Here is a 16453-nt window from a genome sequence, read left to right on the forward strand (position 1 = left end):
CCTCCGCTGCGGCTGCGGCCGAGCAGACCGAAGACCGCCGCGCGGCCGCCCGGCGGCGGAAACGCGGTAAATTTCCCGTTCTCGAACCGGACCAGGCCCATATCGGTTCCGAGCCAGAGCCGGCCGGCCCCATCTTCATCATCTATCGACCAAACGGCGCCCGCGGGCGCGCCATCGCGGGGGCCGAAGGTAGTGAACTTGCCGTCCCGGAAGCGCGCCAAACCGTGCTGCGTCCCGATCCAGAGCGTCCCCGCCCCATCCGCACGGAGCGCCCAGACGTAACCGCCGGGCAGGCCGTCGCCGACGGTATACGTTGTGGCCGCGCCGTCCTTGTAGCTCATGATTTCGCCGGATTCCGCGCCCATCCAAAGCGTGCCGTCGCGAGCCTCGCACAGGGACAAGACGCGGTTGCTCTTCATTCCCGGCGTATTCGCCGTACTGAACGTGGTGAAACGGATTCCATCGAAGCGCGCGAGTCCGCCGAACGTGCCGAGCCAGAGATAACCGTCCCCGGTTTGCAGAATAGCCGTGACGGAGTTCTGAGGCAACCCATTCTCGGTTGTCCACACGGTCTGGAGATAGTCGTCAGGCGACTTCCACGGAGCCTGCCCGCGCGCCGGCATGCCGATCCCCGAGAGTAGACAGAAGAGCATGCAGGCCGCGGTCGGCAATCTTGGCAAGGCGCTACATTCTAGCGCGTTTCGGCCGCGGCGATTAAGAAGTCTGCAGGACCCCTCTACAGCGAGATCGCCGCCGCAGTCTCCACCCGTTCTCTACTGTGGATACATGCTGCAACTCGGCTAAGTGCCCCGAGTAAGTGGGTACGGAACCAAATCGTTACAAAACCTGACTTATCTACAAGTTTTGCTACGCTGCCCCACAGGCGATTGGAGTTACAAGGAGTTTTACAAGCCTTAACAGCAAGAGTACTTTGCGACACAGAAATTAAAGAGTGGGATGTGGCTAAATAGGCTGCAAGGGAAGAGTAATCGTTAGAAGCTAATCGATTTAGGAGTTGCTCTGCAAGCTTCCCTTCGGCTTTTCATCTAACTAACTAATAAAGGAAAAAACTGACATGAAACAGCAGCAACATGACCACCTGCCTGGGAGGCGGGACGTTATTCTGAAAATCGTCGGAGCGGCCGGGATCGCCGGGATGGGTAAAGGTGTCGCTTTGGCGGCCAGCAACACGGCGCTCCTTACCCCGGAGATGACCGAAGGTCCTTACTGGGTGGACACCCAACTGGATCGATCCGATATCATTTATGATCCTTCGAATGACACGTACCAGAGCGGATTCCCCCTCCTCCTTGTGATCAAGGTGTACCAGGTCTCGATAAGCACGGGAATTACACCGCTCCCTAATGCGTACATCGATGTCTGGCAGGCCAACGCGTTAGGCGTGTACTCGGACGAAGCAAGCCTGGGTACCTTAGGGCAACTCTACCTTCGCGGCTACCAAGTAACTGATACTAACGGCAAAGTTCATTTCACAACGATTTACCCCGGCTGGTATCACGGGCGCACGCCCCACATCCATTGCCGGGTCCGCCTCTACTCCGGTTCAACGACCACATACAACTACACAACCCAGTTCTATTTCGAGCAACCGATCACGGATCTTGTCTACCAGACCGCTCCCTACAATACGCACGGTACCCAGGATACTTACAACAGTACGGATATCTTCTACACGGCGAACGATTGCCGAACGGGCAATGAGGTCGGGACCGAGACGATGCTGAAGCTTGCCGACGAGACTACTTATGCCGTCGCCCAGATTTCCATTCGCCTGGACTTGAACTTTCCTACGAATACCAATTGCTGACGGATTACCGCGAGGGAGCGCGCAAGCGTTCGCTCCCTCAAACCACCAACTCGTCGATTGCTCGCGATCCTTCTAAGGCGGCCAGCAACATCCGACAAACGGTTTCACTGTTCCCGCCGGACACTTTCAGCATCGGTCGTCTCCACCTGGAGCGCCGTCAAACGTCGGTTACACAGCACAGCCACTGCCAGCTGCTCGGAACAGCTCCAACCCGGTTCGCTGTGATACACAGTACAATCGCTGGGGACTCCTTTCGAAGCTCTGTTCGCTGGAGAATCGCGGCACGTTGCAATCATCGAAAACGCACGCATTCTGCTAATGCGACCTCTGCATTCCCTGTAAAACGTGGGGATTCGACGCCGCCGCGGCGTTTGTCAGACACCGGGCAGGGGACGCGCACGCCAACTCCAGCCGAGCCCGCGCCCTCTCCAGCTTGCCCCGATACCTGGAATGTAGTACTTGTCTCACCTAAAAACTCGGTCTCCCTGTTGTTTTCTTCTACGGATTGCAGTACATTCGAACGGGTACAGCTCGGAATTCTGCGAGGAATCTAGTGTCGCGGCGTTCCCATGACGGCTCTGCCCGGAGGACAAGGAATGACCCATCGCAATCTTCTATTCAGGGGCGTCGCGGTTCTGTGTTTCAGCGTGACCGCTTCGTTTGCCGGCAGCATCTCGCTGCAGGAAATGGGAATCAACGTGAACGGCCTCGTTACCGACACCGGAGCGGGAGGGAATCCCTTCACGGTTTCCGGCGTGAATGCTTCAGGTTTCAATCAAGATACCGGCTTAGGCACGTTGACCTTTACGTTCGACCCGGGCAAAACCGGCTCCTACTACGTCGACTTCTTCCTCGATCCGGAACTCAGTGTGCCGTTTTACAACGAATACGGTGCGGTGAACGGCAGCTTGCCCAGTGATATTTCCTACCAGATTGACGACCCGTATTTAGGCTCAATCTACAGTAATTTCAGCGCGAACACCCTGGACGACACCAACCATATGCCAGGTCAAGCCGATAACTACCTTGGAGGCTGCAGCGGGGCCGATTGCAACGGCGACGTTTCACTGGCGCTAGGATTCAATTTCACGCTGCAAGCCGGGTATGAAGCCGTGATTACGCTGGATGCCACAACTACCAATCCGGGCGGGTTTTCGCTCCAGCAGGTGCATCCGATCGATCCCAACAACGCGACGGCAACCGACTACTACCTGGCCGAGAACATCAGCATCCAGCCTGTTGTTGTCGGTAGTGTGCCCGAGCCGGGGAGTCTGCTGCTGGCGGGCTCGGCTGTCGCCCTTTTGGCTTTCATCCTAATCCGTCGCAGGGTCGTCCGTGGTTAAGCCCACGCCACGCTTCCACGTTTTGAAGAAATCAGGAGGGAAACAAAACATGACCCATCTCCATTTCAGAAGAGCGCTGTTGGTGACAGCCGCACTGGCAGGATTCACCCTTCCGGCGTTAGCCATCGCACCTGTGCCGCTGACGGTACCCTGGATACCAACCAACCCCAGCAGCCCCCACACGACTTACCCAACGGCCAACATAATCCTGGGCGCCACAGTGCCCAATATCGTGGGTTCCACCGATAGCTTTACCTTCCAATGGGACTTCGGTGACGGCAACGCAACCGCCCCCGTGGCGGTAACGAACCCTTACGACATCTCAACCACTCACGTGTATGCAGGTTCGACGGCCGGCCAGACGTGGACCGCGAGAGTGACCGTCAACGACACCACGACGAACCAGTCCGGCAGCGCGACTTATCCCGTGATTATGGAGGCGAACACGCTGACTTCACGCGTGAACGTAGCCATCGATTTCGGCCTCTGGTACATGCATCAGACCGAGTGGCGCTCAACGACCTCGGTTGGTTCGAGCACCGTGAATTGGGGAGGCTGGGACTACTTAAGCGGCTCTCCCGGCTGTCCGACGGTGAACGGCAACGCCTACGATTGTGACAATCAGTATTATGCGAGCGTCATCGACGCGTCCAACGTGCAGGCTTTCGAAGTGAGCGGCCATTATGGAAACGGGCCGGCAACGGATCCCTTCACCGATGACGTGGCGCGCGGGCTGAACCGCATGGTTTCGTTCCTGCAGTCCAACACCGTCGTTCCGGATACCTACAATTACAATCCGGCAACGGCCAACTACGGCTGCACCTCGGGCTATCCAACCACACAGTACCCGACTTGCCAGCCCCCGGCGACGCAGGTGTTTTACAATCCAAATGCAACTTCTTGTACCAACCCTCCCTGCACGTTTACCTTCGACGGAAACGCGAACGGTTATTACCTGCTGGCGACCGGCGACAACGTGGGACGGCCGATGTATGAGGGTGGACAGTTCATCGACGCGCTGGTGGCTAGCGCGAACCCGTCCGGAGTAGCCCCAACCGGCGGCACCGCGGTCCTCGGGCAGACCTACAAGAACATCGTCCAAGATCTGGTAGACGGCGTGAGTTATTGCCAATATAACTACGACTACGACGTCTCACAAGGCACATCCCGCGGCGTCGACCAATATCAGGGTGGCGGCTGGTGGTATAGCTGCCAGCAGGGCGATGACAACTCCGTGTCCCAATGGGCCGCCATCGGAAACATTGCCGCAAACCGTGGTTTTGGCCTCACCATTCCCCCTATCGTGCCGGACGCCAACCAGGTTTGGGTTACGGACAGCCAGGATGTTCAGAACGCCACTCCGGCCGGGCCCGATCCGTTCGCCGCCGGCGACGACTATGGCGCCTTCGGATATAACGGATCCCTTTATTACTCCGACGCCTGGGGACCGTTCGCGGTGACGCCGTCCGGGCTGGTGCAAATGGCGATGGACGGCGTGGGAAGAACTCCGAATACCGCTTTCGGCGATTCGACCACTGCGCCCGATCAGCGCTGGAACAACGCGGAAACCTTCTACGCCGATAACTTCTGCAACGCGGTGTCAGGCGGAGCTTATAGCGCGCCGCTCGCTTATGCGTACGGCATGTTCTCCTTCACCAAAGCAATGCTCCTGCAGGTGGAGAACGGCACTCTAACTCCGATCACCTACTTGCGCACGCAGACTCCCGGCGTTTTCACCAATAACCAGATCGACTGGTACGGGGCTCTGTCCGCGGCGAACGGCGGTACGGATCCTTGCGATGGTGTCGCTCAGGTGATTGTGAGCCGCCAAGCCTCGGATGGGCACTGGTATGGCGATAACTACTACTACGCACAAAACCCCTTCGAGACGGCGTGGTCCTTGATCATGTTGAATAAGACCGTTTTCACGGCTTGCGTCAACAATCTGTACGGCAGGGGCGCGGCCGGTGGAGGAGGGAAAAAGCCTCGCATCGATTTGACCTGGTCCGCTCAGCAGGGCGCGACATCGTATAACATCCTCCGAGGCACCACTAACAATGGCCCATACACCAAAGTCGGGACCTCGAACGGTAGCGCATTTCTCGATAACACCAGCGGCCTGGTGAACGGTGATACTTACTATTATGTGATTCAGCCCATCATCAATGGCGCGGAGGTCTGCCAGTCGAACCAGGCTACCGTGACGATTCCCAAGCCGCGATAACTAGCCGGAGTCTCGCTTTTCGTAAGTTGGGCCCTCGGTGACCGCCGTGTCCTCCGAGGGCCTTTTTCTTCTCTCTCTAAGAAGCCGGAGTTTCCATTCCTAATTTCGCAATTTCACGAACAACGCCTTATGATCCCAGAAATTTTCTATAAATCTCAATCGTTGCGTTCGCTGGGCTTGTTTGCCTTGGCGGCGTCTCTTCTGCATGGTGCTACCCAGGTGAAGCAGGAACCGGTTTATGTATCGCTTTACGCGCGCATCACGGACCACGTCAATCTTGACATGACCGAGAACCGCCTGCGTCGTGTTCTGGGCGAAATTGACAGCTATGAGAAGGCGCACCCCGGCGCGCACGTCACCGCTACCGTCGCTTTCTCCGGGGCCGTGAGCCGTGCGCTGGCTGAGCGCAACCCGAAGACGCACATTGTCGATTTCGTTCGCGACCACATCCGCCGCGGAGTTATCGAAGCGGGCTACGACGGAACCGACGAGCCAACCTACCAGCAGCGCCCGGTCGTCGATCTAAGAAAGACCCCGACCCCGGAGGCTAAGTGGCAGGCGCGTGCCGCCGCGGCCAATGCGTTCCTGTCGGAGAACCGCGACCCGTTGACGGGAAGTACGCAAACCGGCCTCGGCGGGCTCATGGAGATGCAGGAGGTCTTCGGCCCCGCGGTGAGCATCAACGGCGTGGTGCTTCGCGCCCAGGGATTGTTGATGCGGGGCGTAGCCGTGACCCAAGCGGATTCCAACGTTCCGCACATGAAAGTGCCGGGTCCGGACGATACCTGGCCGGAGATCGGCGGCGATCCGGAAATTGTGCAGCAGCTTCGGGCTCATAATACGTCAGCTGTGATGTCCGGCATCTATAGCACGAACTCAGCACAGCTGGCAGGGTTCGGCGGCGGATCCGGGCGGTTCGGCGACTTAATGGCGCCTGTTCCGGAAGCGGCTCCGGAACTGTACTGGCAGGATAATGTTCTCCGGCTTTCCGAAGCTACCCGAACGACGAAGCCGGTACGCGCCTCGGATGGCGCGGAAGCGCTCAAAGCCATCCTCGCCAAGGTCGACCGCTCCACAGTGCAGATTCTAAGTGTGGAACTGGGCAGCGTGCAAGGTTACCTTAAGCCGGCATTCGTGAAAGGCCCGGACTTCCCGCCGTTGAAGTATGCCTATGCGCACCCGCAGAACCCTCAACTGCCCCCTGACGTGTTGGCTTCCCCTGCGGAAGTAGATGCGGCTTACGCAAAGGAGGAGGACACACTGCGATGGCTAACGGGCGATTTCTTCAGTGCGAATGCCGGAAGCCGCGTAATCGCCACCGCGGAGCTGGCGCACATGACGCCGCCTAGCACGGGATTCAATGTTTCGGTTGTAAGCCTTCAATCCGCGCTCGGGGAGATGCTCAAGGCGTGGGGCAACGACACGTTCCCCCCTCCGTATCTTCGCGTCGATCAAAGGTACCTTTCGATGGCGGACATGTTTCAGGTCATGACGGACGCCTTGGCGGAGTTCCACCGGACCGGCAAACTTCCTCAGAGTGTCGCCGTAGTTCCGACTTATGGACCGCTCCGGCTAGTAACAGGTCACGGACCGAATGTAGGAGAAGTGTCGGTATCGTCAATCGCTGCTAAGTGCAGTGAGATCGCGCCCGCGCTGCATGACGTTTCCGCGAGTCCGGTTCCGAAGAATATGATTCCATCGATGTTGGAAGTCGATGGGATCGCGATGAATCCGGCCCAGTTCGTGCGGCTAATGGCCGCGGCATTGATCAACCCTTCACCGGACACGAAGCTGCGTGTGCGGATGACTTACATGCTGGCCGAGAGCTCCGCGGTCTTCCCCAAGTCAAGGCCGCTTCCGGATGCCGGATTTACCTGGACTTTCAAACCTGCGCCGATTGTCCTCGATCAGCAGCCGCTCGCCCGGCAGTAGGATTTCAATCGGGCTCCTACCCCTCTGAATAAATGGGCGTGCGGGCCGCGCCGGGTGCAATTATCCGAAATGCGCGTGACCCGCATGCCAGACGTATCGAGAGTGGACGGATGACCACCGAGCAACAACTGCGCGACAAGCTTCGCAAGATCACGGCCTTATTCGAAGGTGCAGCGACCGCGGGCGAACGGCAAGCCGCGGCACTGGCCATGGAACGGCTTCAAAAGACACTTAGCGCAGTCGAAGGACCGCAGCGTTTTCCGGAGACCAGGTTCTCGCTGGCGGATCAATGGCAAAGGCGGCTGTTTACCGCGCTTTGCCGGAGACACGGACTCGACCCTTATCGTATAAAGGGACAGCGGCACACGACCGTCATGGTGCGGGCGCCGCTGTCGTTTGTGGAAAACACGCTATGGCCGGAATACCTGGAATTGCAAGCCGCATTGCACGATTACCTGAACGAAGCCACGGAATGGATTATTCGCGAGGAGGTGTTCGGGGATGCCGGGGAAGCAGCGGAACGGAAGGGTTGACGACAAGACACTTCGTTTCTAGCCGGCGCCAAATCGAAGAGTTCATGTCTCGGAATTCAGGCGACCGGTGGAATGAAGCGGACCGGGCTGTCTCTGCGTTCCTTGGCGACTTGGATTGACTTTCTCGCAAAGCCGCCAGGTCGCAAAGACGGGCTCGATCCATGTCGGGGCCCCGCCTCGACTGAACCTAGTACAGAGCTACAGACTAGAAGGAGAACTTCGCGCCGAGCTGCACCAGTCTCGGCGCGTCCGCACTAACCACCTGCCCGAAGGCCGCGCTCGTGATCTCGCCGTTCACGGTGGCTGGTCCGAAGAACTGCGCGTGGTTAAACGTATTGAAGGTCTCCAGCCTTAACTGCAGCGATCTGGATTCTCCGAACCTGAGGTTCTTAGACAGGGCGATGTCGAAGTTTTCCATCCCAGGTCCGTAGAACAGACGACGGGCCGCCGTGCCCGCGCTTCCTAGAGGGGGCAGGCTGAACAGGGATGTATTGAAGTAGGGCTGTCCATTCCGCGGGTTGTGATTCAGGTCAAGCGCGCCGGGAACCATGTCCGGCAAATCCACTCCATAGGAGTTCACGCCATCGGGTTGCGTACCTAGCAGCGAGTTATCGCTCGCATTGGTGAACGTCACCGGAAATCCGCTCGAGAAGCGGGTGACGCCGGAGAGCACCCATCCGCGAGTTAAATTGTTACTGGCCTGGAATAGTCTGTCGAACGGAAGCTCATATCGGTAGCTGGCGACAAAATTGTGCTTGATGTCGAACGCGGACGGTGCATAGGTCGCGCGATAGTTATACGGGTTCAACTGTTCCGAGATACTGGACGAGTTATCGAGCGATTTGCCGTAGGTGTAACCTGTCTGGAGTTCCAGGCGCCCGCTGGTATGTCGCGCGCTTAGTTGGAGCGCGTTGTAATTGGCATTACCGACGGTGGAAAGCCAGTCGACGCTGCCGAAGTTCGAGCCTAAGGGTGAGCGAGTGCCGTTGATCACCTGTCCGGAAGACGTCACGAACACGTTGGATTCGTTGAAAGGTCCGCAAGTAGGACTTCCCGGGGCGACCTGGCTGAGTTGGCTGACACTTAGACACAACGCCGGGTTGCCCGGATTCGCCTCAATCAGGGTAAGTAAGTGATGCGACTCGCTCCCCACATAGCTGGCCGTTACCACAGTCTGCTTGCCGAACCGCCGCTGCAAGGAGAGCGTGTATTGCTCCGTGTAGGGACTCACACCGTCAGGCTTGTAGCCCGGAAGACCCGAAACCGGAAGAAACGGAGCCCAGTTCACGCTCGAATCAGGATTCGAAGGCGAAGCATTCAGGGCAGGGAACTGAATCGGAAAGCGCTGCTCATTATTAAAGCCGGTCGACGCGGTGATAAAGGGATTGGAGAACAAAGGCGGCGCGGGGCTGGAGTAAGTGCTGCCATAGGGCGGATCTCCCGCCATCACGCCCGCCGAAACGCCTTCGATCGCGGAGAAAAAGCGGCCGAATCCTAGCCGGATACTCGTGCTATCGTTCTCGCCGAATAGTTTCCTGGTAAGAGCACTGTCGCCGCGCGGCGCCCAGGCGATTCCGAAACGCGGGGAAAAATTATTCCAGCGCACCGGAGCGAGAGCGCGGGAAACGCCGGGGTCGCCGGGGAAAACCAAACCCTCCGGCGCGTTGGGATACACCAGCGACTGTTCGCCCGGCACTAAGGTCTGGATCTGATTGTACTTCTCGTACCACGGCATGATGACGTCCCAGCGCACACCGTAATTGAACGTCAGGTGCGGCCGGACACGCCAGCTGTCTTCCAGGTAAAGAGCGCCGTACCGGTTACGCATGTAGAACGCCTGCGCGTCGCCCTGCTTGTAGAAGCTTGGAACGCCGATCAGAAAGTCGGCGAAATCTGAACCCGTCTCCGACCCGAAGAAAGAGAACGTTCCGTTGGATTGGACATCGGCCGAAGCATTTACCTGGCTAAATAGCAGCTCGCCGCCCAGTTTCAACGTGTGCGTGTTAATCACGCGCGACAAGTTATCCCGGTACTCGAAGGTATTGTCGGTCTGATTCAGGCCGGTAATTGAGGACCCGATGATGAAATCGTTAAAAACCACATTCTCAACGCCGACAATATTGGGTCTTTGCGGCAGAATGCTCGGGGACCCCGTATTGGTTACGAACCCCTGGGATGCCAAGCTCGTTCCTACCGTTCCCTCCGGCGTGCCGACGATGTTCTTATCGCGCACGTAAGAGAAATGGAATTCGTTGACGGTTTCGGGTCCGAAAACCTTGGTATCGCCGAGCGTCGCCAGCTGCGAACGCCCCAGATTTAGCGCATTGAAGCCGGGAACATTCGCTCCGCCCTGGAGCGTCGGGTAAGGATTGTTCAGGTTGTAATCGTCGACAAAGTAGTACGCCGAGATCATTCCGGCGCGAGTGCTCGCGTCGACCCGCATGGCCCCCTTGTCGTCGCGCAAGGTTTCGTCGTCCGACGAAGTCGAGAAGAAGTTACCGCCTGCATTGGGCGCGGGAATGTAGCTGAGCAGTTTCTGCGCGGGCAGTGACCAGGCTTGCTGCGGAATCACCGCGTTGGGGAATACGCACTGCGAAGCGCTGTTGCACCCGGTTGTATAGTACGGCTCGCCTTGCGTAACGGCATAACCCAACTTAGTCGAGAGCTGACCGGCCAGATACGGTCCACTTACCGTTCCCGTAAGCTCACTTGCAATATCTGAGAAGTTGCCACTGCGTTCCTCGAGAGAGGGAACCTGGATCAGTCCGGTGTCGACCCCTTGTTTCAGCCGCGTCGCTTGATAATCGGAGAAAAAGAAGACTTTATTCCGGACAATAGGTCCGCCGAGTAAGCCGCCCGGCTGGTTCTGCTGGTAAACGGCGCGATCGGGCGAAAAGAAATTCCGGGAGTCAAAGTCGGTATTTCGAACAAATTCGAAGCCTTCACCGTGAAATTGATTCGTTCCCTGCTTGGTCGCCACGTTGATGCGGCCGCCGCTGTAATTGCCGTATTCAGCGTCAAAATTGCCGGTCAATACGCGGAACTCCGCGATTGAATCCAACACGGGAACCACGGCGGCGCCCATGGTGAACCGCTCGACCACATCCGAGTCATTCACCGTGAAGCCATTGGCGTATTCGCGTTGCCCGTTGATCGAAATCGTTCCGGGATTCAGATCGCCTGAGGGGTTCAGGATGGCTGCGCCCGCCGCCTGGATGGAATTGCCCGTAATCGTAGTAAGCGGGGCTACCCCGGGCTGCAGCGCCAACAAATCGGTAAAGCTGCGCCCGTTTAGCGGGACCGCCTCTATCGTTTGGCCGGATACGACCTCGCCGAGTTGTGTATCCACGGTTTCGACGCGGACCGCGTTGGCGGCTACCGTAATCTGCTCCCGGCGATCGCCGAGCACCAGCGGAATATCCTCGCGTATCGCGCTGTTCGCGTCGACCACAACGCGCGTGCGCCGGTAGGTTTTAAAACCTGTCACCTCAACTTCCAGATCATAGGTTCCGACCGCCAGATTGGGAAGAGAGTAAACCCCATCCGCGTCCGTAGCCACGCTCAGGCGAACGTGCGTACCGGTATTGACTGCTGCGACGCTTGCGCCGCGGACGGGAAGCCCGCGCGGGTCGGAAACCCTTCCGGAGATTGTGCCCCCGAGGCTAGCCCAGAGGCCGTGGGCAGGCAGCAGAACCGCTACACAGATTGCAAGAAAGTTCCGGATCGGAACACTGCAGAAAAGGATCGCCCGCTTCACGGCTCTGCTCGCATAGTGCAACCAGTTCCCAACGTTAGACGATCCCGCCACGGGTGTCAACGGAGAAGAGCCCGGATCGGAGAACTAAGTGTTTGTTTAGTACCGCCGCGTCACTATGACACGAACGCAGCCGCTAAAATGGTTCACATCGTGCTTAAGCCGCGCCGAATCTCGCCAGCCCTGATGCTCAGCCTCGCCGCTTTAGCGATCGTGTGCTTCGTTTGTGTCGCGGCGACCACATCCAGGGAAATCCCGCATTCCTGGTACGATGCCGACCTGAACGGCTACCGCCTGCCGCTTGCGACTTTAGGCAAGCCGCCGGCGATGATCCCCGAAGCCGAATACTACCGGCTTCCCGAGAACAACCTGAAGACCTACCCGGTCTATACGCCGCAAGCCGAGCCGCCCGGCTATCTCGACCGGCTGAAGTCGTTGGACCCCGCGCCTCTGGTTGACGTTGCCGCCCTGAAAACCGAAAGCGACTGGATCGCGGCCGGAAGGGAAGTCTTCTACGGCCGCGAGCTGCCGCGGTTCACCGGCAGCGAAGACAACCTGCAACTCATTCGCAATCCTCAGGTGCTTGCGGCCTACCGCCTGCAAACTACCAAAGACGGCATCCTACTTGGGTTGCGGTATGTGGTGCGGCAAAAGGGCAAGGTCGAGCTGGGCACCGACACCTGCGCAATGTGCCATGTCCAAGTCCGCGCCGGCGGCGAGTTGATCGAGGGCGCGCCGAATAACTACACTCCGTTCGGGCCGCTCATGGGCGACCTGACGCGCCGCTACGCGCAGATGTCGCCCGCGCTTCTGGAAGAACGCCGCCGCAAGCATATGCGCGAGGACTATCGCGTGCCTTACCTGAAAGATGATCCGAACCTCGCGTCCGCGGATCTGCCCGCCGATCAGATCGCCGCGTTGTATGAACGGGTTCCTCTCGGAGTCTATCCGCGCAACAACACCAGCTTGCTCTACCCGGTCAAAATTGCCAATTTGATTGGCGTTCAAGACCTGCACTTTTTCGATCGCACCGGCGACGCGCGCAACCGCGGCATTCAGGACCTGATGCGGTATTGCGGATCAATCGCCGACGTTTCGGACGCCCTCACAAGCTATGGTGACGGACCGGCCGCGCACCTGGTTCTCGCCAACATGGGCCTGGCGGGAGGCGTACACCGCACGCCCGATCCCCTTCTTTACGCATTGGCGCTATTTATCGATTCGCTGAAGCCCCCTCCGAGTCCCTCTGCGAACTTAGACCTAGCCGCGAAGGGGAAAACGATCTTTATGCATGCGCAATGCCCAGGCTGCCATACTCCGGGACTCTTCACCAATAACCGGCTTACGTTGGCCCAAGGTTTCCATCCCTCCGAAGCTATTATGAAGGCCTATGACGTGATGCCGGTCTCCGTGGGCACCGACCCTGGACTTGCCCTTGATACGCGTAAGGGCACCGGATTCTACCGTGTCCCCTCTCTTCGCATGCTTTCGCTGAATGCCGCCTTTCTGCATGACGGGTCAGTCGGATCGCTGGAGGAATTCTTCAACCCCGCCCGCTTGCGCGATGACTTCCGCTCTTCCAATTGGGGGGCCGCAACTCCAGCCCACGCAGTCAAGGGGCATGTCTTCGGGCTCGATCTAAACACGCAGGATCGCGCCGCGCTGGTTGCTTACCTTCGGACCTTATAATCTCCCCTCATGCCTCCCGACCCCACCAGCATCATCTCCCTGGCCAGCGCTTTCTACGGATCGAGTATCTTGTTCGCCAGCTCGGATCTCGGAGTTTTCGGAAAGCTTGCGGCGCTCGGCCGAGCCTCCAGTGCCGACCTTGCGCGCGAGTTGAAGCTAAGTCCGCGCGGCGCTGAATTGCTGCTAAATGGCTGCGTCGCGGTGGGGCTTCTGGAGAAGTCCGGAGACTTATTCCGCAACACGCCGGCCTCAGCGGCGTTCCTTGTCCCCGGTTCGCCCGGTGACCTTTCCGGCGCGATCCGATATAACCGCGATGTCTACAGCGCCTGGCAGAAGCTGCCGGAATTCGCGCGCACGGGCGATCCCGTCGAAACGCCGGAAACGCACCTCGGGGACGATTCGGGCCGGACGCGCGCGTTTGTTCTATCGATGCATGGCCGTGCGCTCGGGATGGGACGCGCCGTTGTCCCGCGCCTCGATCTCAGCGGCCGCAAGACGCTGCTCGACTTAGGCGGAGGCCCCGGCACCTATTCGGTCCTGATTACTGCGGCGAACCCGTCAATGCGCGCAACGGTTCTTGACCTACCCGCCGTGGCGGCTATTGCTACGGAACTGATTGCGTCTCAGGGCGCGTCAGATCGCGTGTCCGTGCTGCCGGGAGATTATCACACGACTCCGTTCCCCTCTCCGGTCGACGCCATCAACTTCTTCGGCATGCTGCATCAGGAATCGGTCGATTCGATTCGCGATCTCTTCCGCCGCGCCTTCGACGCCCTGAACCCCGGCGGAGTTGTGCATGTGATGGACATGATGACCGACGCTTCGCACACGGCTCCGGCATTTTCCGCGCTGTTCGCGGTGAACATGGCGCTTACGACGAAGAATGGCTGGGTGTTTTCCGATCAGGAACTGTGCGGGTGGCTCGAAGAAGCAGGCTTCACCGATTTCCGCGTAGAGCCTCTGCCTCCGCCGATGCCGCACTGGCTGGCGGTAGCGCGCAAGCCTGATTAGTTAAGTTACTTAGGTTTAATTAACGCGGCTGACAGCGCAGGACCCTCCCTTTCGGTCGGGCTCGGAGTGGGGCTGTAAGGTCCCTTTTCATCTTTGGTTGTGAACCGACGGGTCATGCCGAACTCAGTAAATTTAGTGCTACTGAGCCGCGCGCGTCAGCAAGCCGGTTCTTCGTTGCGAGCGCACTTGACGTTGATCCGTTTAGAAGCGCAGCCGCAGCGCCAATTGAATCTGACGCGGCGCCTTGGCCGAATAGATGTGGCCGAAGGTCGAGGGTTGGTCCGCGTACAGATCGGGTAAGTTGAAATTCGCGCGATTTAGTAAGTTGAACGCTTCTGCCTGAGCACTCAACGAAACGCGCTCCGTAATGGCGAACTGCCGCAGAAGCGATAGGTCTACCGTGAATAATCCAGGACCACGCACGATACTCCTGCCCGCGTCTCCGAAAGTATAAGGCGCTGGGATCGCGAACGCCGCCGTGTTGAACCACTCGTTCACGCTCGGATTCGGAAGCGTGGGGTTGAACAGGAGATTCGGCCGGTCCGAACCGAACTGCCCCCCGATGTTACCCGTGTTGCTGTTATCCGCAAGCAGGATCGGCGTGAACGGTTGCCCCGTCTCAGCCGTGAGGATCGTGCTGGCCTGGAAATTGCGCGTCAGGCGGCTGCGCCCCGGCAGGTTCCAGACCGCCGAGATCTCCGCCCGATGCCGTACATCGAAACTCGAGAGTGCATGCTCCAGATGGAAGTCCTGACTATCTTGCGGGAAGTTCTTATCGGCCGTGTTTCCCAGGAACGACGACGTGTCATCCATCGACTTTGAAAACGTGTACACCCCGAGGATGGAAACACCGTGCGCGAGCGGATGGTTGAACGTCAGATTGAAGCTCTGGTACTCCGAGTCTCCGCCGCTCTCCGTGTAGAAGATGTTGCTGAAATTCGGATAAGGGCGGCGGCTATCGATATCACCCGGCGCAGGCGGCGGTTGGTTGAGATCGAGTGACCGTAGAAGGTGTGTACCTTTCGACGCCGCATAAGCCGCGGTTACCACGCTTCCCCAAAATTCGCGCTGTAGATTCAGGTTCCATTGCTGCAGGTACGCGGTATTGAGATTCGGGCTGAGCGTACTCAAACTGGCGGCCGGAACTAGACCGCCGCTGGTCGGAAACGGGTCCTCCAAAGTAAGTAATGACGTCGCGCTCGGGAAGAATACTCTGAGGGTAAAGTAGGGCGGATTGAAGTACAGCGCCGTGCTCACCTCCGCCATCGAAGAATCGTAGTAGATTCCGTAACCGCCGCGCACAACAAGGTTATGACCGGTGTCCCAGGCAAAGCCGACGCGGGGCGCGAAGTTATCGGTATCGGGGCTGTAGCCTGAGCGCGAGATACCGTCCGTTCCGACTTGGACCACCTGATCCGTCGCGGCATCGAAAACGGACATGCGATTGGTCGGGTCGGTTGCCGGCGTATTGAACTCGTACCGGAGCCCGAAATTCAGTGTCAGATTGCGGAGCACCTTCCAATCGTCCTGAACGTACGAGTCGGACGCCGTGCTGCGCAGCGTCTGCACGTTATTCGATTGCGCTTGAATGTCGAACGTGGGATAGCCCAGCAGCACATCGCCCAAACCCGTACCGGTGAACGTTCCATCGAACGCCAGCGAGCCGCGCGTATAGATATCGTCAATGCCGTTATGCTGCTGCTTCCGCTCTTCAATGCCTACTTTGACGCTATGATTGCCGCGGATCATGGTGAGACCATCGGTGATCTGATAAGTGTTCTCCGCCCGGTCGATCGGGAGCTCGGTAACATCCCCAACCGGCGAGTAACCGCTTACCGTGATGGATGGGTAACCGTAGTCGACCGCGTTTGACGGCAGCCAGTTCACTCCCCACAGCGTATTCACGTTAGCCTGGTAGTTTTCCTGAAAGTCTTTACGCGTTGCGCGATTAAAGCCCAGGAGCAGCGAGTTCAACGTGGTCGGGCTGAAAACCTTGGCGTATTCAATCAGCGCGTTATGTCCGGAGTCCTGGACAACATCGCCAAACCCGGGAATCGACGTGTTGCTCTCGGCATACGGTTCGGTAAGTGCATCACGCCCGTAGCTATAGCGCAACGTCAAAGTATCGTTGGGCGAGAA

9 protein-coding genes and 1 pseudogene are annotated in these 16453 nt (G+C 58.5%); 7 read left to right on the forward strand and 3 right to left on the reverse strand.

What is annotated here, in order from left to right; genetic code table 11:
• Window positions 1-680 (reverse strand): ligand-binding sensor domain-containing protein (locus tag H1Y01_RS05430; RefSeq protein ID WP_219341298.1); only part of this gene is annotated, 680 nt, incomplete at its 3' end.
• 395 nt (window positions 681-1075) lie between these two features.
• On the opposite strand from H1Y01_RS05430, the gene H1Y01_RS05435 reads away from it, so the two are divergent.
• The 5 genes from H1Y01_RS05435 to H1Y01_RS05455 all read left to right on the forward strand — a co-directional run bounded on the left by H1Y01_RS05435 (window position 1076) and on the right by H1Y01_RS05455 (window position 7860).
• Window positions 1076-1828, forward strand: a complete 753-nt coding sequence (locus tag H1Y01_RS05435; protein WP_180539274.1) for a twin-arginine translocation pathway signal protein — start codon at window positions 1076-1078, stop codon at window positions 1826-1828.
• Window positions 1829-2424: 596 nt separating this feature from the next.
• Window positions 2425-3171 (forward strand): PEP-CTERM sorting domain-containing protein, encoded by a 747-nt coding sequence (locus H1Y01_RS05440; protein WP_219341299.1) that lies wholly within the window; start codon window positions 2425-2427, stop codon window positions 3169-3171.
• Window positions 3172-3220: 49 nt separating this feature from the next.
• Window positions 3221-5395: a hypothetical protein gene (locus H1Y01_RS05445; RefSeq protein WP_180539278.1), complete on the forward strand. Its 2175-nt coding sequence runs from the start codon at window positions 3221-3223 to the stop codon at window positions 5393-5395.
• Between the two features lie 129 nt (window positions 5396-5524).
• The gene (locus tag H1Y01_RS05450; RefSeq protein ID WP_180539279.1) at window positions 5525-7327 is read left to right on the forward strand and encodes a hypothetical protein; all 1803 of its coding nucleotides are present in this window, start codon (window positions 5525-5527) and stop codon (window positions 7325-7327) included.
• Between the two features lie 110 nt (window positions 7328-7437).
• Window positions 7438-7860 (forward strand): hypothetical protein, encoded by a 423-nt coding sequence (locus H1Y01_RS05455; RefSeq protein WP_180539281.1) that lies wholly within the window; start codon window positions 7438-7440, stop codon window positions 7858-7860.
• 205 nt (window positions 7861-8065) lie between these two features.
• Here the strand turns inward: H1Y01_RS05455 and H1Y01_RS05460 are convergent, their stop codons facing one another.
• On the reverse strand, window positions 8066-11617 hold the full coding sequence (locus tag H1Y01_RS05460; protein ID WP_219341300.1) for a TonB-dependent receptor: 3552 nt from the start codon (window positions 11615-11617) through the stop codon (window positions 8066-8068).
• Between the two features lie 150 nt (window positions 11618-11767).
• Here H1Y01_RS05460 and H1Y01_RS05465 point away from each other — a divergent pair, with 150 nt between their 5' ends.
• Together H1Y01_RS05465 and H1Y01_RS05470 are read left to right on the forward strand one after the other, a co-directional pair.
• The gene (locus H1Y01_RS05465) at window positions 11768-13303 is read left to right on the forward strand and encodes a hypothetical protein (RefSeq protein ID WP_180539285.1); all 1536 of its coding nucleotides are present in this window, start codon (window positions 11768-11770) and stop codon (window positions 13301-13303) included.
• A 9-nt stretch (window positions 13304-13312) separates the two neighbouring features.
• The gene (locus tag H1Y01_RS05470; protein ID WP_180539286.1) at window positions 13313-14314 is read left to right on the forward strand and encodes a methyltransferase; all 1002 of its coding nucleotides are present in this window, start codon (window positions 13313-13315) and stop codon (window positions 14312-14314) included.
• 201 nt (window positions 14315-14515) lie between these two features.
• Here the strand turns inward: H1Y01_RS05470 and H1Y01_RS05475 are convergent.
• Window positions 14516-16453 (reverse strand): annotated as a pseudogene (locus tag H1Y01_RS05475) (TonB-dependent receptor); the annotation flags it as partial.

It is taken from the genome of Nevskia soli (assembly GCF_903970205.1).
Classification (GTDB): domain Bacteria; phylum Acidobacteriota; class Terriglobia; order Bryobacterales; family Bryobacteraceae; genus Bog-113.